Below are 19,880 nucleotides of genomic sequence, written 5' to 3'. Positions count from 1 at the left end.
GAAAAACTCATGAAAAATGACAAAAAGAGAGAATACGATTATATCGTCGTAGGCAGTGGCGCCGCAGGAGGGATCGTTTCCTCTCGCCTTAGTGAAAAGCATCCGGGCAGCGTTTGTCTTATCGAGGCAGGATCGAGCAACTGGCACCCTTACCTGAATATACCGGCAGGGTTTATCAAGGTCATATTCAAACCCGCGTTTGCATGGCAGTTCTCCACAGAGGCCAATGCACTGACGCTCGATCGAAACATTCCCATTCCGCAGGGACGTGTTCTCGGTGGTTCGACCTCGATCAATGGCCTCGTTTATAACCGGGGTTTGAAGTCGGACTACGACAACTGGTCGGCGCTTGGCAATGAAGGATGGGACTATAAAAGCGTCCTTCCGTACTTCAATAAGTGTGAACGCCGGATCGGCCACGAAAAGAGTGAGGCTAGAGGCTCCGATGGCTTGATTTCGGTGACGGATTCGAACTGGTCGGATGCGGTATGCGACGCTTTCATCGAGGGCGCCTCTGAATTTGGTATCGACAAGAACCCGGATTATAACGGGGCCTCCCAGGAGGGAGTCGGATATTTCCAGCGCACCATCTTCTCGGGCAAACGCGTAAGCACTGCCAATACGTATATCAAAAGAGCCAAAAAGCAATTCGGCCTGAGTGTGATGACGCATTCGCAGGTCACGAACGTGCTATTCGACGGCAACCGCGCCATAGGTGTCGAACTCTTCAACTCGAAAAGCGGTGCAAAGGAAAAGATCTATGCCAACAAGGAGGTCATTTTAAGCGCGGGCGCAATCAACACCCCTAAAATTCTCAATCTTTCGGGGATTGGGGATAGCCAGGCTCTGGAAAAACTTGGCATCACGCCCGTTGTAGATCTACCGGGCGTCGGGAAAAACCTGAAAGATCACTATTCGATAAGAATCTCCAATCAAATCGAAAACGCGGTGACCATCAACGAAAAAGCGAAAGGCCCCAGACTCGCTCTGGAAGTTTTGAAATGGGTGGTTAAAAAGCCCAGTATCCTGAGCCTGAGCCCTTCTGTCGTGCATATTTTTTGCCGCTCGAGCGAAGACGCTCAAGAGCCCGATCTGCAAGGCGTGTTTTCGCCCGCCAGCTATCGAAATGGCTACGTTGGGGTGCTGGACAAATACCCCGGCATGACGTGTGGTTTCTGGCAGCACAGACCCAAAAGCACGGGTGAAGTAAAGCTGGTGTCCAGTGACCCCTTTGAGTCGCCCGCGGTACAACCCAACTACCTGCAGCATGAAGAAGATCAGGAAAAGATCATTCTCGGCGCCAAACTGGCACGTAAACTGATGGCAAGCGATGCCCTTGCGCCTTACAACCCTACCGAGACATTTCCAGGCCGCGAGTGCCAAACGGATCAGCAGATTCTCGACTTCTGTCGCCGTTATGGCGTGTCGTCCTACCATTTATGCGGCACCGCGAAGATGGGGCCGTCCAACGACCCGCTGGCGGTCGTGGATTCAAGGCTTCGGGTCAAAGGGATCACTTCATTAAGAGTGGTCGATGCCTCCGTCATGCCCGACATTCCCTCTGCCAATATCTGTGCCGCTACCATGATGATTGGAGAGAAGGCGTCAGACATGATCCTGGAAGATAACGGGAGAAGTTAACGAGGCGTCATGCTTGCATCCACTTCTTGATGAGCCAAACGAGAACTATTCCTGCGTCCAGGCGTCGTACAGGTGACTGCTACATGGACGTTGGAGGTCTACCTTGCTGATCAAGAAGAAAAAAGTGCGTTCCCACACTGAAGATCGTTACCTGGCGCTGGTGCTAGCCACGGCGGCGGGCATTCTCAACGCGATGGCGCTGGGCGCCTTCGGTTTTCTCCCTTCCCACATGAGCGGCAATGTCTCGCAAATCTCTGATGAGGTCGCCAGCGCCGACACCCACGGCTTTTTGTTTCTGGCCACGCTGCTGCTCGTCTTCGTCATGGGCGGCATGCTGGCCCGCATTGTCGTGGTGTTGGGCCAACGCATTCGCACCATCTTCTGTTTGATCTTGCTGGCGGAAGGCGCGGCGCTGGCCGCGGTCTCGCTGTTCGAAATTCTGATGTACTCCCCGCGTTTCAACTCGGAAGTACTGCTGGCGCTGGGCTTTTTGATGGGAGTGCATAATTCGACCTCGACCCAGCTTTCCAACGGCCGCGTGCGCGCCACCCACGTGACCGGCACGCTGACCGATGCAGGTATCGCGCTGGGCTCGTTCATCTCGTCACGCTTTTCTCAGGACGCGGCGCTCGACCGGCGCTTTTCCCGCAAGCAGCTGTATACGCACCTGACCACGATCTTCTCTTTTCTGACCGGCTGTATCGCCGGACTCTTGTTGTTCGATCTGTTCGATTTCAAGGCGATGCTGGCGCTGGGGCTGTTTCTAATCATGGTCGCGGCCAGCGCTATCGTGATGACCGTGCGCACCGCCAGCCGGCTAATGGTCGTCAAACGCGCTTAGGTAGAAGGCTCATAATACCCGTAAGGTTCAGGCCCGTTGCGCAATGCCCGCCGTAAAGGCGGGCATTGGCAGGGATGGTGAGCGACTCCTCAAGCTTACTCGGCGTGCGCCTTGTGGAGCGTCAAAAACCGCATAATCGCTACCGCCACCGAATTAACCCGAAAACCGATTACCCGGGTTCTCACGAAGGTTCTCCATCTCGCGGGCCAGGTGTGAAAGCATGGGAACGCGCGCCCCAAGCGACGCTGAAGGCGATAGCCAGCAGGACCACCAGCGACCAGGGAAAGGCACCTACTCCCCAGGAATCAAGCAGCATACCGCCCGCGACGCCGCCGCCCGCAATCGCGCCATTCCATGCCACCACATTCATGGAAAGCGCCACATCCGCGCCACTTCCGGCGGTATCGGCCAGCGCGGTTTGCATCAAGGTAGAAGCACCGCCGAAGGTAACCCCCCACACCACAATGCCGATAAAGACGACCACGGAGCTTTGCGTGTTGACACCGAAAATGAACGCGGTGATCGCGAACGCCGCCAGGCTTGTCAGCACCGTGATTCGCAAATGGCTGTCCACCAGCTTGCCGGCCATCCAGATACCGCCAAGCGAGGCAACGCCAAAGGTCAATAGCGCCAGATCAACCCGTTCGCCGAGTGCCGTGGCCGCCACAAACGGCGCAATGTAGGTGTAGAGAATATTGTGAGCCAGCATCCATGTGATGACCACGGCCAGCACGGGCCGCACACCCGGCGTCGTGAAGACGTTTCGCAATGGCATGCGCTCGCCTTTCGGCTGGCCGGGATAGTCGGGAACCCTGACCATTACCCATACTGCCAGCACCAGTGTCAACGCGGACATCACCCAGAAAGCGGTACGCCAACCGGCGACCGAACCCATGTAGGTGCCAAGCGGCACGCCCAGAGACAGCGCCACGGGAATGCCGACCATCGCCACGGCCATGGCGCGCCCCTGTTGATGAGGCGCCACCATGCGCCGCGCATAACCGGCGAGTAGACTCCAGGCAAGCCCGGCGGCCACCCCCGCAAAAAATCGGGCAACCAGCGTTATGACATAGCTACTGGACAGCGCCGTGACCGAGTTGAAAACGAAGAATCCGCCGATGGTGAGCAGCAGCACATTGCGCCGCCGCCAGCCGCGTGTCGCAATCGTCAAAGGAATCGCCGCCAGCATCGAACCCAGCGCATACGCCGTCACCATCTGGCCTGCCAACGACTGGCTGACCCCGAGGCCGTCACTGATTTGAGGCAACAATCCCGCCGGCAGCGTTTCTGTCACGATGCAGATAAAGCCCGTCATGGCCAGGGCCAGCAGGGCGGACATGGGCAGCTTATCGGACGCCGCCGATTCCGCTTGAGTAGAGGAGTAGGCCACAAAAATACCCTTTCGAAGATGAGGTTTAACCCTGGGCAACAGGCATCCAGAGCATTCCACGAAACATATGTATCGATCGGTACAAATATGTGGCGACGGGCAGATTATTGTCAAGGACTTTTGTATCGAGTAGTATATAAGTCCTCTATAGTGAGTGACGCAAGGGAGTTCGACATGGCACAGATGGGGCGCCCCAGAGTGTTTGATCGACAGCAAGCCATCGAGCAAGCGATGCACCTTTTCTGGGAGCAGGGTTACGAGACAACGTCTTTAAGCCAGCTCAAGGCTCAGATCGGCGGCGGCATTTCTGCGCCCAGCTTTTATGCCGCTTTCGGCTCCAAGGAAGCCTTGTTCGAAGAGGCGGTTCAGTGCTATCTGGAGAGCTACGCCCGGGTGACAGACGGCCTATGGGACGACGCCATACCGCCCAGAGAAGCGGTCGAGCTGACGCTACGTCGTTCAGTGAAAATGCAGTGCGAATCCGGGCATCCCAAAGGCTGTATGGTGGCCCTGGGCACCATGAGCGCCTCAAAACCCGAGCATGCTCATATTACGAAGCCGCTGACCGTTTCACGGGCGCGCACTCATGCCGGGTTTGTACGCTGCGTTGAGCGTGGCATTGCCAGTGGCGAGCTCCAGGAAGGCACCAATGCTCAGGCCCTGGGCACGGCGTTCAGTAGTTTTCTGCTGGGGGTGTCGATATCAGCGAGAGACGGCGTCAAGTTATCAGCCTTCAATGCCTCTATTGCCGAGCTCATGAAGTTGTGGGACGCCGCATGCCACGAGCGGCACTGAGCAAACGTTGTTAGTACGGCGGGAGTAACGGCGTTTAAGCGACGGTTTTCAAGCCCCCCGGTTTTCAAGCAACGACTGAAAGAGAGGGCCTCGAAAACGGCCCTCCCGGGAGCTGATCACGAATTTTTAAGCCGTGAAGGAATCGCGCACGCCGCGCCCCGTGTTATCCCTACTGATACCTTATGCCGAATGCGCTTTTCTGAAAGGAACGAGGTGCAGCACACCCACCACCACCGAGCCTACCAAAAAGCCAATCACCGCCGAGCACAGCGTATTGAAGCCCCAGCCCAGCGCCCCGCCCAAAGTGCCGACGGATTCGTGGATGTTGAGTTCGATGTGATGCACCCAGTCATAAGGCGCGTTGAGCCAGCCCACGCCCTCCTCCCCCAGGTTGACCAGCAAAATATGCCCTCCGACCCAGAGCATGGCGATAGTCCCCACGAAGGCGATGCCCGCCAGCACCTTCGGCATGGCCGCCACCATGCCGCGGCCCAGCTTTTTCATCGTGGAGCTCTCTTTTTGAGCCAGCCTCAAGCCGATATCGTCCATTCGAATCAGCCCCGCGACCACACCGTACACCAGCACGGTGATCACCAGCGCCACGACCACCAGGCTCACCAGCTGCGACCAGAACCCCTGGTGGGCCACCGTCGACAGCGCAATGACCATGATTTCGGCGGAAAGGATCAGGTCGGTGCGAATGGCGCCGCTGACGATGCGCTTTTCAGCCTCTGGCCCCTTCATGACCGCGGGCGTCTCGTCTTCCTCCGCCCCGCTTAGCCGATGCCATACCTTTTCCGCGCCCTCAAACGCCAGATAGGTGCCGCCCAGCATCAAAATGATCGGCAGCAGCATGGGCAGAAAGTGGTTCAACAACAGCGCCACCGGCAGAATGATCAGCAGTTTGTTGCGAATCGAACCCAGCGCGATCTTTTTCACGATCGGCAGTTCGCGCTCGGCCTTGATGCCTTGAAGGTATTGTGGCGTCACCGCCGTGTCGTCGACCACCACCCCCGCCGCCTTCGCCGTGGCGCGCCCGGCGGCGGTACTCACGTCGTCAAGCGACGACACCGACAGCTTTGCCAATGCAGCGATATCATCCAGTAAGCCTAACAATCCACCCATCATGGGGCGTTCTCCGTCTTTGATGGCACATGCCTTGCGTCAAGCATAACGCGAGTGAGCGCGGCTGACGCGATAGACTTAAGCGCTTTCAAACAAGCGCCGCCCTGACCCGCCGGGTAAACGCCTCGTTGGTTACGACGAGTAAAGCCGTTCCCATGCCGCTGCTGGCGCAGCTTTGATATCCTGACTCGCTCATCAACACCGCCATGGAGGCCTCGTGGGCCAGCAACCCCGCCCGCTCAGCGATCTCGAGCGCTACCACGCCCGCACGGTGCAAACCGGCTTGAAACTCATCAACGCCCTGGCCATGACCACTGGTGTCACTTCACTGTTTTTCGGCCTGGCACTCCCCGTGGCGTTTATGGCCGACGGTAAGCGTGTGCCGCTGCTCGCCAAATACGGGCGGCACTACCTGCTGCGTTATCATGCCGGCACGGCGCTCTGGGCGACTGCCCTGGCGGCGCTGACGCTGTTCGTCCTCATGCAGCCCGTCACGACGGATTTTCTGGTCAGCATCAACTTTTCCTTGAGCCTTCTGGCCGTTGTGGGGTATCTCGCGGGGCTTGCGGTGATCTCGTTGCTGGCCTTCAAGGGTTACCGAACGCTGCGCCGACGCGTCGACCCTGGTTTCGATGAAACGCCGCACGTGGAAAAATTGAAGGGGTAAGCGCTCACATCCTTTCAGTGAATCGAGCCGCCTTTAGCAAGCCGCGCTTCCCTTTCACCTGTAATGAATCACCAGGAATTCCCTTGAACCACGAGCCCCGCCCCCTGAGCGCCCTGGAGCGCACCCATGCACGCACGGCGTACCTGCGCTTGACGCTGTTCAAGTGGCTGCTGGTAGTATTCGCAAGCCTGATACTGATGCTCGGCATCATACTGCCGGTTGCCTTCGTGATCGACGATACCCGCGCACACCTGGCCCTGATCATCTTCATGGGCTTGCTGGATCTACTCGTGGTGGCGCTCGCCCTTTTCATCATGGCCCATGGCCTGGGGCGGGCCGCCACGCTCAGGCCTACCACCGCGCAACTGCGCGGTCGGCTGATCGAAAAGACGCATACGGCGAGTACAGGCAACGGCGGCGGGCGCTATACCGTGTACACCTATTTCATCGATGACCAACAGATTGTCTGGCCCGCCGGGGCCGAGCGCCTCTACAAGCCGCTGGTGGGTCAAACGATCACGCTGACGGTGGCCATGATCGACATGCGAAGCCGGGCCGGGCTGAAGGCGCTGCTCGAGGGGATCGGTATCGAAGCGCTCAAGAAGCAACCTGCCGCCGTGGGCGTGGTGCTCGCGTGCCCGCCCGTGATCGACGTTCACGGCACGCTTACCAGGTACGGCCGTTACTATCTGCTGCGCTACCAGCTCAAGACGGCGGCGGCCATCGGTCTGTTCGTCGCGCTTTTCCTGCTGCCCTCTCTGTATCCGGCGACGACCGACTGGCTGGTGGGGCGAAGCCACGTCACGATGCTCGCAATCATTCTGGGGTGGGCCATTGGCAGCGTCGTGGTGACATATTTAATCGCTCGTGGCTATCAGGGGCTGCGCAAGTGGCTGAATCCGGCGTATGACGATACGCCGCACGAGGAAAGGCTGAAGGGGTAAGCGCCGTCTTCCAGCAAATCGCCCCGTTTCGGCATAACTGTTTCGTCATCACCCTGCTTTAGATCATCAGGAGTTCTTTTGAATCACAACGCCCGCCCGCTGACGGCTTTGGAAAAAACCCATGTGCGCACGGTTTACCTGCGCCTAGTCGCGCTTAAATGGGTGGCGCTGCTGTTCGGTGGGCTTTTTTGGCTGCTCGGCCTGGCGCTGCCCGCAGCGCTGGTGGTCGACCCACAGGGCTTACCAGAATTGGCCGGCCTTTTCATGCTGCTGCTGAGCCTTTTTTTCCTTGCCGCTGGCACGCTTTTCCTCGCACTCGGGCTCAGGCAGGCGCTGAGGCAGAGAGGCGCGACCACTCGGCTTCACGGCACGCTGACCGAGGTCCGGATCAACGTTCGAGGTTCTGTCTATTATCGCTACTTCATCAACGATACTCAGATCATGTGGCCACCTGGCGCGCAGGATCTTTACGCCCGCTCGATCGGCCGCCCGCTCTCGCTGACGGTGGCCATGATCGACCTTGCCCCGCGCCAAAAGGTACACGCTTTTCTTGCACGCTGGGCCCCCAAAACGCTCAAGCGACAGCCATCGGGCTTCGCCGTCGTGCTCAACTATTCGCCCTACATCAATATTCACGGGGCGCTTGAAAAATACGGGTGCTACTTTCTGCTCTTTTATCAGCTCAAATGGGCCCTGGGGATGGGCCTTTGGGTAGCGCTCACGCTCCTGGTCATCATGCAGCCTTTTGTGCTCACGCTGGTGGCTCGCGGCTCCATTATTACATTCCTCCTGGCGCTCGTTAGCTATTTCATCGTCACCGGCCTGGTCTTTTGTGCAGTGATAAAGGGCTACCACACGCTGCGTAAATGGCTGAATCCGGATTACGACGATACGCCGCACGAGGAAAGACTGAAGGGCTAGCCTGTGCCGACGCGGCGCACGTGGTCCAGAAATGCGCGGAAAGCGGGCGGCTGCTGGGGTAGTAGATATAGAATCCCGGAAACGGCGGCGTCCAGTCGGCGATCAGCTGGATCAGCTTACCGCTTTCCAGAAAGGGGTCGACCTGATGGGCGAACTGATAGGCGATGCCTGTCACTCCCGCAGCAGATCAATAAAGGCCCGCAAATTGGGCGGCACATGGCGGTTATTGGGGTAGTAAAGGTACAAGCCGGAGATGTAAGGGCACCAATCCTCAAGCACCGTCACTAACGTCTCATCGCTAAGGTACGCGTGTGCATAGGGTTCCGGCACATACGCGATACCCAAGCCCGCCACGGCCGCCTCCACCATCAGTTGGCTGCTATCCAGCGTTATGGCGCCAGAAACATCAACCAACACCTCCTGGCCGTGCTGCTGGAATTCCCAGCGGTAGCGTTTGCCACTGGGCAACCTCTGCCTGATGCACTGGTGCAGGGCGAGCTCATCGGGCTTTTCAGGCATCGGTTTGCCCTGTAAATAACCAGGCGAGGCAACGGCAAGAAACCGCAGCTCTCCGCCAACAGGAACGGCAATCATATCCTTGGGGACCCCTTCCCTTAACCTTATCCCGGCATCGAACCCCTCCTCGACAATATCGACCAGTCGTCCCTCTGCCACCAGGTCAAGCTCGACATCCTCATACAGCGTCAGGAATCGGGGCACGACACGCGTAAGCAATAGGCGAATCGCTGCTTCACTGGCGTTGATCCTTAACCTCCCCGTGATCTTACCTTCAAGGCTTGAGGCTTCTTCCAGCAGGGTGTCCAGCTCCCCTAAAAGCGGGCCCAAACGCAAGAGTAAACGCTCACCACTCTCGGTCAACGAGACACTCCGCGTCGTTCGATGCAGTAGCCGCGTACCCAATCTGCGCTCGAGGGTTCGCAGGGTATGGCTTAGCGACGACCGACTAACGCCCATCAGATCAGCCGCACGGCGAAAGCTCTGGTGTTCGGCCACCGCCTTGAATGCCTTAAGGTCGGCTAACGTCGGCTTATTCATTGATGAACATGCTTCACTAACTTGTGCCAATTGTTGAGTATTCTATTAACAGTATTACTGGCCTAGCCTATCTCTCGCAACGCTCAATCGCTTCAAAGGAGATAATAAATGGCTAAAACCTGGCTGATTACAGGCACCTCGACCGGCCTTGGCCGCCTGCTCACTGAACGCCTGCTAGAACGCGGCGACCGCGTGGTGGCCACCCTACGCCGTCCCGGCGCCCTGGATAACTTGCTGGCCCAGCACGGAGAGCGCCTTTACGTGGTGAACTTCGACGTGACCGATACGCAGGCAATGAGACAGGGCGTAGCGCATGCCTTCGACGCTTTCGGACGAATTGATGTGGTGGTCAGCAACGCAGGCTATGGCATGTTTGGCGCCGCCGAAGAAGCCACGGACGAACAGATCGAGCGGCAATTAATGACCAATCTCAGCGGCTCGATTCAATTGATTCGAGCGGTGCTACCCCACCTGCGCGAGCAAGGCGGTGGGCGTATCGTGCAGGTATCGTCGGAAGGCGGCCAAATCGCCTACCCGTGTTTCAGTCTTTACCACGCCAGCAAATGGGGCATCGAAGGGTTCGTTGAGTCGGTCGCGCAAGAAGTCGCTCCCTTTGGCATCGACTTCATCCTTGCCGAACCCGGCCCCACCGCTACCCAATTCGGCGAAGCGCTGGACCGCACGACCCCCATGCCCGTATATGATGAAACACCCGCGGGCGAAACGCGCCGTGCGTTAGCGTCGGGGGCTTTCGCCATTAAAGGCGATGCGATTAAAACGGTGAACCGCCTCATCGATACCGCCGACCTCCCCTCTGCCCCATTTAGGCTAGCCTTGGGCAGCACGGCCTATCACTCCATTAGCCAAGCGCTGACGCAAAGGATGAATGAACTGGAGACAAACAAACCGCTGACGCTGGCGGTCGATCAAGATGCGTTCATCGCCTAGAGCGTGCCTTAAACAGAGGAGAAATTAAGCCGATGACGGCGCCCTTTCGGCTCAATACCGAGAGCCGTAAAAATAAGCGGGCCAGCCAAGTAATGCGTTTCTGCCTACGAGGCAAGGCGTTCGCTGACGGTGACAGCAGGCGATGACTGCCTCTAACCGGCGCTTGCCAACCAATGAAATTCGCCGAGCAAAACGCTATTATCCGGCTCAGTTATTTTTATGCCGACTCCGTTCGCTTTCACACTCTTGCTGGACACGCCATGCACAACCTCTGGATTCCCGTCGTCGCCATTGTCGTCGTAGCGGGCCTGATCTTCGGCAGCCAGGCCTACTCCGAGGCCCAGCGCGATGCCCATATTTCTGAAGCGATTTCGCAGCGTCTTGATCACCAAACGCCGGCCGAGATCTCCAACCTGATGAGCGTCAATAAGGGGTACGGGGTGTGCGGCGACTATGCGCTTTCGGGCGCCGAGACCGGGCGCTTTTACTACAACAGCGCCACCGAGCGGCTCGCAGTGGGTAGTGACGAGGCGCTGTACCAGGATAACTGCGCGAGCGTTACGAATTAATCTTCCCGAAATCCAGCCGAGCGCACTTGTAAACCAAAAAGTTGCACCTTGGTTAACATGGTGGCTAGAATAATGCAGTAAACCCATCCCATAAAAAAAGGTTACTGCCAATATGTACGATACGTCTCGTTCTTTCACACTCCCTACGCCTTCGGCTCTTTCGCACTACTCGCTGAGTTGGAAAATAGTCGCGGTCGTGCTGGGCTCTCTCTTTCTGACCCTGTGCTCCTATATCCAAGTGCCCATGATGCCGGTGCCCGTTACGATGCAAACCTTCGGGGTACTGTTGGTCGGGGCGCTTTATGGCTGGCGCCTGGGCGCGCTGACCACGCTGACGTGGCTGGGTCAGGCCGCCGTGGGTCTACCGGTGCTGGCGGGCGGTGCGAACGGCTGGGTGGCGTTTGCCGGGCCGACGGCGGGGTATCTGTTCGCCTTCCCGCTGTGCGCGGCGCTGACGGGCTGGCTGGCCCAGTTCGGCTGGAACGGTCAGCGCGCGGTACTTGCCTTCACGGCCATGATGCTGGCCCACGTGCTTTGCCTGGCCGCCGGCGGTGCCTGGCTTTCACAGTTCGTCGGCATGGAGCAAGCCATCGCGCTGGGTGTGACGCCGTTCCTGGTCGGCAGCGTGCTGAAATCGGCTCTGGCCGTCGTAACGCTCAAACTGATCGCCAGCCGCCACCGCGATAACGCGTGACCATCCGGCTACGCGGCCACCACCTGCTCTGCCTGCTCACCTATGTGGGCAAGGGCTACAGCACTGCCTTCGTGGCCAACTACGACCGACTCGCCCAGCGCCTCTCTGGCGGCGAGCCGGTAGAGCTGGTCGCGGGGCCGGACGACATCTGCGCCCCGCTTTTGGCCCCCGCGTGCGAGGCGCCCCACTGCCTGAACGACAGCGTCATCGCACGCGACAGCGCCGCGCTCGAGGATATCAGCGAGACGCTGGGCCGCCCGCTGGCGGTTGGCGATCGCTTGAAACTGGATAGCGCCACGCTAGCATCGCTGAGAGCGGCCTTTCGCGTTGGGCGTATTCGGCGGGCGTGCGTTGACTGTCAGTGGCATTCGCTTTGTACGGGCGTGGCGATAAGTGGTTATGCGGGAGTACGGGTCAACATTATTTGACCCTGCCTTACTCAAATTAGCTATTAAATCCCCCTAGACCTCGATGTCGGCCCTTGATACTAGCCTTGAAGTAGGTAACTCATTGTTGGCGAGCTTGTGTGAAAAAGAGGAGTGCTACTACGGCTTTTTTTAGTACCACATGTTTCTTTCACTCAGCGTTTATTACTTGATGGCGCGCCCGTGTTATGAAGATAAGACATAATGACCTCGACGGCGTGCGCTCGCCGCTCGGCCAGCCACTTCGCGTCGGCTAAATCCTGCTCGAAAATGATTGTTAGCGTGTCTCGCTGGTTTATATGAATGATCGACAGTGAAAGAATTGAGATGTAGAGCTGAGTCGGGTCGACGGCGCTACGAAACACCCCTGCCACCTCGCCGCGTTCGAGGGTGTCACGAATCATGCCCACCAGCGGCGTAGTCTGTTGCACCACCTTCGCCGATTTTCGTAGCATGCGACCACCCAGCAGGTTCTCGTTACGCACGAGGCTTGTAAACTCCGGGTGCTCGGCCATGTGATCGAAGGTGAACTCGACCAGCGCCTGCATCCCCGCAGCCGGCTCAAGATCGCTCAGGTTGAGCGCTTTTTCCTTGGCCCGCAGCTCCTCGTAAACGCGCTCTAACACCGCCAGATAAAGGCCTTCCTTGTCGCCGAAGTAGTGGTACGCCATACGCACGTTGCATGCCGCGGCGCGCACGATGCGCTGCATCCGCGCCCCGTCGAAACCGCACTCGCAGAATTCATCCGTGGCCGCCTGTAGCAGGCGCTCGCGCGTCTCATGGGCGTTACGGCGGGGTTTGCCGGTCTGTGCGTTCGACAATACGCCAAGCGCCTCGCTTTCACTCATTCATACATCCTTGTCTATTGTAGTGTCTCGCGCTATTGCCCTAACGCAATACCATCGCTGCGCGGGTCGTGGGCCGCGTATAACCCTTTTGAGGGATCGATTAGCACTGCCCCAGGGTGGCCAGCCAGCGCGCTCTGGGCGGGCATCGGGCTAACCTGGTGGCCACGACGGGAAAGCTCTGCAAAGACCGCCTCCCCCGCGTCCTCCTCCAGTTTCAACGTATCACGCCCGTCAGAAAACGTGCGCCCCAACAGAAAGCGTGGCTTTTTCAACGCGGTAAGCGGGTCCAGGCCGTAATCGATCAGGCGGGTAAGCACCGCCGCCAGGGTTTGCGGCTGGCCATCCGCCCCTTGGGTGCCGTACAGCAGGCGCGGCTTACCATCGACGCGGTACATGCCCGGGTTAAGAGTATGAAAAGGCCGCTTACCCGGTGCCAGCGCGTTGGGATGGGATGGATCCGTGTTGAACGCCGCCCCCCGGTTGTGCCACAAAATGCCCGTATCGCCCACGCTGACGCCGCTGCCCCAGTCGTAGTAGATCGTCTGCAGCATCGAAACGGCGTTGCCGAAACGGTCCGAAGCGGCCAGGTACACCGTATCACCATGCTGGTAAGCGTGGGGCCACGCCAGCGCGTTGTCTGCCTCAATATGGGCGGCCTGCGCATCGAGATAACGTGGCGAAAGCAGCTCTTCGAAGGGTATCGATGCAAAATCCGGGTCGCCCAGGTGGGCGTTTCGATCCAGAAAGGCGCGCTTCACCGCCTCGACCAGCAGATGGTAATAGTCCGCGCTTCCCTCTTCGATGCCGGCAAAATCGAAACGCTCGAGAATACCCATGATCTCCAGCGTGGTCATGCCTTGGGTAGGCGGGCGGTGGGCCAGCAGCTCGCCGCCCCGGTAAGGTATAGAGAGCGGCGATTCGACTCGCGCCCGCGTTGCCGCCAGGTCCTGAGCCGTCAACGGGGAGCCTGCCGCCGCCAGCCCGGCGGCAATCTTCGCGCCCAGTTCGCCTTCATAGAAATCCCGGTAGCCATGGGCGGCCATCGAGCGCAGCGAAGCGGCCAGCGCCGGCTGACGTAGAATATCACCCGGCTCGGGCATTTTGCCTTCCGCCATGAATAGCGACTGCACGCCGGGCATCGTCGCTATCTCGTCACGCCTGAAATCGAGCCAGAAGCGCTGCGAGGGCGTGACCTCAAAGCCCTGCTCGGCAAGCTCGATGGCTGGCGCCAGCAAGGCCTGCCATCTCATCCGACCGCTACAGTGTTGACGCGAGATATCGTGGGCTTGGCCCCAAGTGTCCACCGTGGCCGCCGTGGTCAAAAGCGACCCCGGCCCTCTATCGGGTAGCGCGCCATCGTGCTCGAGCTTGGCCTGAGGTGCCTGGCCAATGCCGGAGAGCGTGCGCACTCCGCCTTGGGCGTCGGCAATGATCATGAAGGCGTCGCCACCCAGGCCGGTGAAGTGCGGGTAGGTCACCGACAGGCAAGCGCCCATGGTGATCGCCGCCTCGACGGCGTTGCCCCCTTGGCGCAATACTTCGCGCCCGGCTCGGGTGGCGAGGGTGTGCGGGCTCGTCACCACGCCTTCCTGGGAGTGCGCCAAAGCGCCTGGGGCCGTGTTCGGGGAAGTTGCCACTATCGTCATCCTTGTTTCAGGCGTTTAGCCGCCGTACACCATATTGGGAAGCCACATGCTGACCGCAGGGAGGTAGGTCAGCAGCAGCAAGGCGATGAGCGCGATGCCGATAAAGGGCAGCGCCCCGCGCACCGTCTGCATGTAATCGACACCCTCGAGCGTCCCCGCGACGAACAGGTTGAGCCCGAACGGCGGCGTGAACATGCCGATCGCCCCATTCACGGTGAGCACCGCCCCCAGGTGGACCGGATCAATACCGATGCGCGTGCCCACCGCGTAAAACAGCGGCCCGAGGATCACCATGATCGAGGAAGCATCCAAGAACATGCCAGCAATCAACACCGTCACGTTGATCAGCAAAAAGATGTGGTAGGGGTTCTCAGAGAGCGACAGGATGGTATTGGCAAGCTGGGTGGCCAAGCCATTACTGGTCAGAAACCAGGCCAGTACCGAGGCCGCCGCGAGAATGATCATCACTTGTGCGGTCGTGGTCGCCGCATCGACCATGCTCTGAAACAGCTCCTTGACGCTTTTCTCGCGGTAAATCAGCGCCGCGACCAGTAACGCGTAGACTACTGACACCGCGGCGGCCTCGGTGGGCGTGAAGATACCCAGATAAATACCGCCCAGCACGACGACGGGCACACCAAGCCCCCAGGAGGCGTCTTTCAGCCCGGCCAGCACCTCGCGCCAACTGGGTGGATCCATCGGGGCGACGCCATCTTTTTTAGCGCGATACCAGCAGTACGGTAGCAAGCACGCGGCGTATAAAAGCCCCGCGCCCACCCCTGCCATGAACAGCGCGCCTACCGACACCCCGGTGACCGCCGCGTAAACGATCATCACCACCGAAGGCGGGATGATAATGCCAAGCGAGCCGGAGGAGACCAGCAAACCAATCGAGAACGGCCCGGAGTACCCCTCCTTACGCATCGCCGGGTAGAGCAGTGACCCCACCGCAACCACCGTCGCGGGGCTGGAGCCAGAAATGGCGCCGAAGAACATGCTCGACGACACCGCCGTCATCCCCATGCCTCCGGTAAAACGACCCACCAGCAAATTGGCGAAGCGGATGATGCGCTGTGAAAGCCCACCAGCACTCATCAGGCTACCGGTCAGGATGAAAAACGGAATCGCCATGAGCGGAAACTTGTCCAGCCCCGCGAACAGCCGTTCGACGACGATGGCCAGCGGAATGTGGCTAAAGCTGCTCATCGTCGCCATGACCGAGCCGGCTAGGGCGATAAAGATCGGCGCCCCTAACAGCATCAACGCCGCCAACAGCGCTAAAAAAGTGATAACCATGGGCTCATCCAATCTGATCGAGGTGGGCGCTGGCCTGCCGGCGGCCGAGCAAAGCGCGGAAGAAATGCTGGGTAAAGCGAATGCCCATTAACAAGGCCCCTACGGGAATGGCCAGTTGCACGACCCACATGGGCGCCTGCAATGCCGAGCTTACCTGGCCGAACCGGTGGGTCTGCTCGGTGAGTTCGATACCGTAGAACACCAGAAAGGCGCAGAAGCCAATCGAGATCGCGTGCACCAGCAGTTCCAGAGCCCGCGCAATGGGCGGTGGGCTGAAGCGGCGTAGAATATCGATGCCGATATGAATGCCTTGCCGGGCGGCAACGCTGGCGCCCAGCAGCACCATCCAGACAATCTGGTAGCGCACCAACTCCTCCGCCCAGGAGAACCCAAAATTGAACACGTAGCGGGCCACCACGTTGGCAAAGAGGATGAGCGCGGCGGAGAGAATTAGCAGGCCGATCACGACCTCCTCGCTGCGCGACAGCCAGGCATCAAGTTTGCGCATGGCGCACTCCCAATGAGGACACTGCAAGGAAAAGAGAGCCAGCGGGATACCCGGCCGGCCCTCCCAGGAAGGAACGTTATTCTGCGCTGGCAATCGCTTGCTGGAACTCATCCATCAGATCGGCGCCGATTTCGCTGGCGAAGGCCTCGTGCACTGAGGCGGTCGCCTCACGAAACGCCGCCAGTTGCTCGTCATCGAGGGAGCTTACGTTGGTGCCACTGGCTTCGATGGTAGCGATGTAGCCCTCTTCGCGACGGGCGGTTTCTTCGCGCTGGAACGTGGTGGCTTCGCGCGCAACCTCGGTCAACAGCGCTTGGTCGTCCTCGCTCAGGCCATCGAACCAGCGCTGGCTGAACAGGAACGCGTAGCCCAGATACGCATGGTTGCTAATGACCACGTCCGATTGCACTTCGAAAAACCGCATCTGGGTAATCGACACCAACGGGTTCTCCTGGCAATCCACTACGCGCTGCTGCAAGGCGTTGTAGGTTTCCCCGAAGGCGATGGGCACCGGGTTGGCGCCCATTGCGCTGAACTGCTCCATGATGATGGGGCTCTGCATCACCCGTACCTTCTGGCCTTCGAAGCTCTCTGGCCCTTCAATCGCGTGGTTACAGGTGAACTGCTTGAAGCCACTCTCCCAGAACGTCACCCCTTTTAGCCCCACCTGCTCGGTGGTGGCGAGCAGATCGTCACCGGCTTGGCCGTCCAGCACGGTGTGCGCGACTTCCGGAGAAGGAAATAAAAACGGCAGGTCGACGATCTGCATGGCCGGCACGAAGCCCGAGAGCTTGGCGGTCGGGATGATGGCGGCTTCTACCGCGCCCATCTGCATTTGCTGGGTCACCTCGACATCGTCGCCCAGCGTATTGTTGGGAAAGAGCTGCACGGTGATCTCGCCGTTGCTGCGCTCCTCAATGGCCTGCTTGAAGCGCTCCGCTGCCAAATGCTGAGCACTGTCTTCTGGCAGGTCGTGGTGAAACTTCAGGTGTGTATTGGCGCTTGCAGTGCCGGCAAGGGTCAAAGCGCCCAGTGCCACGCTATAAGCAAGTACTTTAAGTTTGGCGTTGTTGAGTTGCGTTTTCATGGTGAGACCCTCTGCCAAGGCGCTGGTAGATGTAGCGCTCTACGTTGGTTGAGTTAAGTAACTGTTTACTTACCTCAGTACTGAGCAAGGATCGTGCCATGCCCGAGAAAGCCGTATTTCGTGGGCTTGATCGCATTCATAAGCCATTTCGTCGCACCATATATGTGCCTTAAGCACGAAGGTGGTGCGACGATGGGTAAATTTTCGCCAATATAAGGTTTTTATCTGGCTCGTAGGGTAGTGACCGTATGCTTCAAGCCTTTTCTTTAGGTGTACTCTCGGCTCACAAGATAGAGTCGAACTCAAGATACGTCTTACGGAGATGAGGAATGAAGCAACTAACCGGTGGCTGCTTGTGCGGCAAGGTGCGATTCGAAGCGCGTGGCGAACCGCAGAGTGTAGGCACCTGCCACTGCATGGATTGCCGCAAACACCACGGTGCGCTTTTCTACGCGGCGGCGGATTACCCCAGGAAAGCGGTCGTGATCGAAGGCGAGCCCGCCTGCTACCAGGGGCGCTACTTCTGCGCGACCTGCGGCTCATCACTGTTTTCGATCAGCGAGCATGAAATCGAGATACACCTTGGTGCCCTCGATGCACCGAACCAATTAAAGCCGACCTACGAGCTTTGGAATATTCGCCGTGAAGATTGGCTACCGCCCTTCCCTGACGTTGAGCGCCATGATCGGGACCGGAATCGAGCACATGTGCCACGCGGTAAGCTTTGAAATATGCCACGTGGGATCAACGCACTTGGAGATGCTTTCTAGCTTCAATTACCGAACGGTAATTTTTTAAAAGACCTTATCGCGTTTTTTCCATAAAATTACCGATCGGTAACTAGGTGATGGCTGCCTACCAAAAACAAACCTATAATTACCGAACGGTAATCAAAAGCAGGCTCTCCATGTCGACCGATAATGCCACCGCCCCTACAATCATTCGTCAAAGCGAAGAGCTGGGCCAACTGGTTCGCCAAATGCGCAATGAACAAGGCTTGTTGCAGATGGATCTGGCGGGCCTTGCCGGTACCGGCAACCGATTCATCGTTGACTTGGAGCGAGGAAAGCCCACCCTCCAGCTGCAAAAGGTGCTGGATGTATTGGACTTAATGGGGCTAGAGGTGGTCGTGAAGCGCAAAGGATCTAATCGCCATGGCGAGTGACGCCGTCCTGACGCTTTATCAAGGCGAGAGGCTCGTCGGGTGGCTATTTAATACGCATCCACTGCGTTTTGAGTACGCCCCGGCATGGCGTGAGCAATCTGACGCAGTGAGTCTCTCACCTTCACTGCCGCTTTCGCCGCTCGTTCACGAAGGCGATAGCGTACTGACCTATTTCGAGAATCTGTTACCGGAAGGCGACCTGCGCCACCAGCTGGAACTTCGCCACCACACCACCACCGTTTTTGGGCTATTGAACGCCATTGGCGGTGATACGGCCAGCGGCTTCACCCTGCTATCACCCAATGAATCACCCGTTTTACCCCATTATACGCCCACTCGTTGGGCGACCGTGGCGGCGCATCTACAAGCGCGCACCCAAGGCGCGTTATTTACACAACACGATAACGAGCCGCGTATCTCGCTCGCGGGGGCACAAAACAAGCTACTGCTGATGGTCATGCCGGATGGAAGTCCTGCCATACCGGAAGGCTCGGCCCCTTCCAGTCATATTCTCAAACCCGACATTCAAGGCTTGAAAGGTGTGTGGGCAACGGCGCTCAACGAAACGTTCTGCATGCAGCTGGCCGCAGAACTTGGGCTCGATGCGGCTGAGACGAGCTACCAGCCTGACACCCGCGCTTGTCTGGTGCGCCGGTATGATCGTAGGATTGATGCCCAAGGCAGTTTGCAGCGCCTGCACCAGCTCGATTTTTGCCAGCTCGCCGGCACGCCCTCAACCATTAAATACGAAAGTGACGGCGGCCCAGGCCTGGTTCGCTGCCGTGAGCTCTTGCAGCAACAGGGCGCACCGGCTAAAGACATGCAGCGGTTGATCGGCTGGCTCTTCTTCAACCTGTTGATTGGCAATAACGATAGCCATGCCAAGAACCTCGCCACTCTTTACACCGCTGATGGGCCACGGCTGGCACCGTTCTACGACTTGATGTGCACCACGCTTTACAGCGGCCTTTCGAGCCGTTTTGCCATGAGCATCAGCGGTGAAGACCGCCCCGGCCACATCGAGCGTTCACACCTCGAAGCATTGGCCCGCGCGCTGCGCTTTCAGCCACGTTACTTTTTGAAGCAAGGGCTCGAACTGGCCGAGCGAATGCCGCAAGCCATCGACGCAACAGTCGCCTCTCTGAGTCATGTAGCGGGTAAAGGAACCGAACAGACGTTGCTGGAACGGCTACAACGGCGGCTGTCAGGCAACTGCCGGAAAATGACGCAGCGGTGGGTTGGCAAGCGATGAGCATGGCGCTCGCTGATCGGAAGATGTGGCGGCGATAAAGCCCATCCGTTGAGCTCGATATC

At 58.7% G+C, this 19,880-nt stretch carries 21 protein-coding genes; 13 read left to right on the top strand and 8 right to left on the bottom strand.

Features of this window, described 5'->3' with window-relative positions:
• Nucleotides 1-9 precede the first annotated feature (9 nt).
• A complete protein-coding gene (locus OCT39_RS03630; protein ID WP_263586334.1) occupies nt 10-1,641 on the top strand; it encodes a GMC family oxidoreductase in 1,632 nt (543 codons plus the stop codon).
• Nucleotides 1,642-1,765: 124 nt separating this feature from the next.
• Nucleotides 1,766-2,482, top strand: a complete 717-nt coding sequence (locus OCT39_RS03625; RefSeq protein WP_263586333.1) for a YoaK family protein — start codon at nt 1,766-1,768, stop codon at nt 2,480-2,482.
• Between the two features lie 181 nt (nt 2,483-2,663).
• On the opposite strand, the gene OCT39_RS03620 is transcribed toward OCT39_RS03625, so the two are convergent.
• On the bottom strand, nt 2,664-3,872 hold the full coding sequence (locus OCT39_RS03620) for an MFS transporter (RefSeq protein ID WP_263586332.1): 1,209 nt from the start codon (nt 3,870-3,872) through the stop codon (nt 2,664-2,666).
• 174 nt (nt 3,873-4,046) lie between these two features.
• Between OCT39_RS03620 and OCT39_RS03615 the strand changes: the two genes are divergently transcribed.
• Nucleotides 4,047-4,667 (top strand): TetR/AcrR family transcriptional regulator, encoded by a 621-nt coding sequence (locus tag OCT39_RS03615; RefSeq protein WP_263586331.1) that lies wholly within the window; start codon nt 4,047-4,049, stop codon nt 4,665-4,667.
• Between the two features lie 180 nt (nt 4,668-4,847).
• Here the strand turns inward: OCT39_RS03615 and OCT39_RS03610 are convergent, their stop codons facing one another.
• A complete protein-coding gene (locus OCT39_RS03610; RefSeq protein WP_263586330.1) occupies nt 4,848-5,795 on the bottom strand; it encodes a DUF808 domain-containing protein in 948 nt (315 codons plus the stop codon).
• A 214-nt stretch (nt 5,796-6,009) separates the two neighbouring features.
• Between OCT39_RS03610 and OCT39_RS03605 the strand changes: the two genes are divergently transcribed.
• From OCT39_RS03605 to OCT39_RS03595, 3 genes are all read left to right on the top strand, one after another.
• Nucleotides 6,010-6,459, top strand: a complete 450-nt coding sequence (locus tag OCT39_RS03605) for a hypothetical protein (RefSeq protein WP_263586329.1) — start codon at nt 6,010-6,012, stop codon at nt 6,457-6,459.
• Nucleotides 6,460-6,542: 83 nt separating this feature from the next.
• Nucleotides 6,543-7,403, top strand: a complete 861-nt coding sequence (locus OCT39_RS03600; protein WP_263586328.1) for a hypothetical protein — start codon at nt 6,543-6,545, stop codon at nt 7,401-7,403.
• Between the two features lie 78 nt (nt 7,404-7,481).
• Nucleotides 7,482-8,324 carry a hypothetical protein gene (locus OCT39_RS03595; protein WP_263586327.1) on the top strand — a complete coding sequence of 281 codons (843 nt, stop codon included), beginning with the start codon at nt 7,482-7,484 and terminating at the stop codon, nt 8,322-8,324.
• 171 nt (nt 8,325-8,495) lie between these two features.
• Here the strand turns inward: OCT39_RS03595 and OCT39_RS03590 are convergent, their stop codons facing one another.
• Nucleotides 8,496-9,380 carry a LysR family transcriptional regulator gene (locus OCT39_RS03590; RefSeq protein WP_263586326.1) on the bottom strand — a complete coding sequence of 295 codons (885 nt, stop codon included), beginning with the start codon at nt 9,378-9,380 and terminating at the stop codon, nt 8,496-8,498.
• A 108-nt stretch (nt 9,381-9,488) separates the two neighbouring features.
• On the opposite strand from OCT39_RS03590, the gene OCT39_RS03585 reads away from it, so the two are divergent.
• From OCT39_RS03585 to OCT39_RS03570, 4 genes are all read left to right on the top strand, one after another.
• Nucleotides 9,489-10,328, top strand: a complete 840-nt coding sequence (locus OCT39_RS03585) for an SDR family oxidoreductase (RefSeq protein ID WP_263586325.1) — start codon at nt 9,489-9,491, stop codon at nt 10,326-10,328.
• 260 nt (nt 10,329-10,588) lie between these two features.
• Nucleotides 10,589-10,897: a hypothetical protein gene (locus OCT39_RS03580; RefSeq protein WP_263586324.1), complete on the top strand. Its 309-nt coding sequence runs from the start codon at nt 10,589-10,591 to the stop codon at nt 10,895-10,897.
• 112 nt (nt 10,898-11,009) lie between these two features.
• Nucleotides 11,010-11,591: a biotin transporter BioY gene (locus OCT39_RS03575; protein ID WP_318152974.1), complete on the top strand. Its 582-nt coding sequence runs from the start codon at nt 11,010-11,012 to the stop codon at nt 11,589-11,591.
• Nucleotides 11,588-12,019, top strand: coding sequence for a DUF1284 domain-containing protein (locus tag OCT39_RS03570; protein WP_263586322.1), 432 nt, complete (start codon nt 11,588-11,590; stop codon nt 12,017-12,019). Before OCT39_RS03575 ends, OCT39_RS03570 begins: the two co-directional genes overlap by 4 nt.
• A gap of 152 nt (nt 12,020-12,171) precedes the next feature.
• Here OCT39_RS03570 and OCT39_RS03565 read toward each other — a convergent pair whose 3' ends face one another.
• The 5 genes from OCT39_RS03565 to OCT39_RS03545 all read right to left on the bottom strand — a co-directional run bounded on the left by OCT39_RS03565 (nt 12,172) and on the right by OCT39_RS03545 (nt 17,401).
• Complete coding sequence (locus OCT39_RS03565; RefSeq protein WP_263586321.1) at nt 12,172-12,864, bottom strand: TetR family transcriptional regulator; 693 nt, start codon at nt 12,862-12,864, stop codon at nt 12,172-12,174.
• A gap of 32 nt (nt 12,865-12,896) precedes the next feature.
• The gene (gene ggt, locus OCT39_RS03560; RefSeq protein ID WP_263586320.1) at nt 12,897-14,501 is read right to left on the bottom strand and encodes a gamma-glutamyltransferase; all 1,605 of its coding nucleotides are present in this window, start codon (nt 14,499-14,501) and stop codon (nt 12,897-12,899) included.
• Nucleotides 14,502-14,525: 24 nt separating this feature from the next.
• The gene (locus OCT39_RS03555) at nt 14,526-15,806 is read right to left on the bottom strand and encodes a TRAP transporter large permease (RefSeq protein ID WP_263586319.1); all 1,281 of its coding nucleotides are present in this window, start codon (nt 15,804-15,806) and stop codon (nt 14,526-14,528) included.
• A gap of 4 nt (nt 15,807-15,810) precedes the next feature.
• On the bottom strand, nt 15,811-16,314 hold the full coding sequence (locus OCT39_RS03550) for a TRAP transporter small permease (protein ID WP_263586318.1): 504 nt from the start codon (nt 16,312-16,314) through the stop codon (nt 15,811-15,813).
• Between the two features lie 76 nt (nt 16,315-16,390).
• The gene (locus tag OCT39_RS03545; protein WP_263586317.1) at nt 16,391-17,401 is read right to left on the bottom strand and encodes a TRAP transporter substrate-binding protein; all 1,011 of its coding nucleotides are present in this window, start codon (nt 17,399-17,401) and stop codon (nt 16,391-16,393) included.
• A 329-nt stretch (nt 17,402-17,730) separates the two neighbouring features.
• On the opposite strand from OCT39_RS03545, the gene OCT39_RS03540 reads away from it, so the two are divergent.
• The 3 genes from OCT39_RS03540 (at nt 17,731) to OCT39_RS03530 (ending at nt 19,818) form a co-directional block, all read left to right on the top strand.
• Nucleotides 17,731-18,129: a GFA family protein gene (locus OCT39_RS03540; protein WP_263586316.1), complete on the top strand. Its 399-nt coding sequence runs from the start codon at nt 17,731-17,733 to the stop codon at nt 18,127-18,129.
• Between the two features lie 179 nt (nt 18,130-18,308).
• Nucleotides 18,309-18,566, top strand: coding sequence for a helix-turn-helix transcriptional regulator (locus OCT39_RS03535; protein WP_263586315.1), 258 nt, complete (start codon nt 18,309-18,311; stop codon nt 18,564-18,566).
• Nucleotides 18,556-19,818 carry a type II toxin-antitoxin system HipA family toxin gene (locus OCT39_RS03530; protein WP_263586314.1) on the top strand — a complete coding sequence of 421 codons (1,263 nt, stop codon included), beginning with the start codon at nt 18,556-18,558 and terminating at the stop codon, nt 19,816-19,818. Before OCT39_RS03535 ends, OCT39_RS03530 begins: the two co-directional genes overlap by 11 nt.
• Nucleotides 19,819-19,880 lie beyond the last annotated feature (62 nt).

Origin of the sequence: Halomonas sp. GD1P12 (genome assembly GCF_025725645.1) — a bacterium.
Classification (GTDB): Bacteria; Pseudomonadota; Gammaproteobacteria; order Pseudomonadales; family Halomonadaceae; genus Vreelandella.
Note: the sequence above shows the minus strand (reverse complement) of the source record. Positions and strands in the feature narration are given on the sequence as shown.

Bases quoted from the DNA above. Each gene is read 5' to 3' on its own strand.
- OCT39_RS03530 (WP_263586314.1), top strand. From the start codon at position 18,556: ATGGCGAGTGACGCCGTCCTGACGCTTTATCAAGGCGAGAGGCTCGTC.
- OCT39_RS03565 (WP_263586321.1), bottom strand. From the start codon at position 12,864: ATGAGTGAAAGCGAGGCGCTTGGCGTATTGTCGAACGCACAGACCGGC.
- OCT39_RS03585 (WP_263586325.1), top strand. From the start codon at position 9,489: ATGGCTAAAACCTGGCTGATTACAGGCACCTCGACCGGCCTTGGCCGC.
- OCT39_RS03630 (WP_263586334.1), top strand. From the start codon at position 10: ATGAAAAATGACAAAAAGAGAGAATACGATTATATCGTCGTAGGCAGT.
- OCT39_RS03590 (WP_263586326.1), bottom strand. From the start codon at position 9,380: ATGAATAAGCCGACGTTAGCCGACCTTAAGGCATTCAAGGCGGTGGCC.
- OCT39_RS03550 (WP_263586318.1), bottom strand. From the start codon at position 16,314: ATGCGCAAACTTGATGCCTGGCTGTCGCGCAGCGAGGAGGTCGTGATC.
- OCT39_RS03545 (WP_263586317.1), bottom strand. From the start codon at position 17,401: ATGAAAACGCAACTCAACAACGCCAAACTTAAAGTACTTGCTTATAGC.
- OCT39_RS03540 (WP_263586316.1), top strand. From the start codon at position 17,731: ATGAAGCAACTAACCGGTGGCTGCTTGTGCGGCAAGGTGCGATTCGAA.
- OCT39_RS03610 (WP_263586330.1), bottom strand. From the start codon at position 5,795: ATGATGGGTGGATTGTTAGGCTTACTGGATGATATCGCTGCATTGGCA.
- OCT39_RS03615 (WP_263586331.1), top strand. From the start codon at position 4,047: ATGGCACAGATGGGGCGCCCCAGAGTGTTTGATCGACAGCAAGCCATC.
- OCT39_RS03555 (WP_263586319.1), bottom strand. From the start codon at position 15,806: ATGGTTATCACTTTTTTAGCGCTGTTGGCGGCGTTGATGCTGTTAGGG.
- OCT39_RS03535 (WP_263586315.1), top strand. From the start codon at position 18,309: ATGTCGACCGATAATGCCACCGCCCCTACAATCATTCGTCAAAGCGAA.
- OCT39_RS03575 (WP_318152974.1), top strand. From the start codon at position 11,010: ATGTACGATACGTCTCGTTCTTTCACACTCCCTACGCCTTCGGCTCTT.
- OCT39_RS03580 (WP_263586324.1), top strand. From the start codon at position 10,589: ATGCACAACCTCTGGATTCCCGTCGTCGCCATTGTCGTCGTAGCGGGC.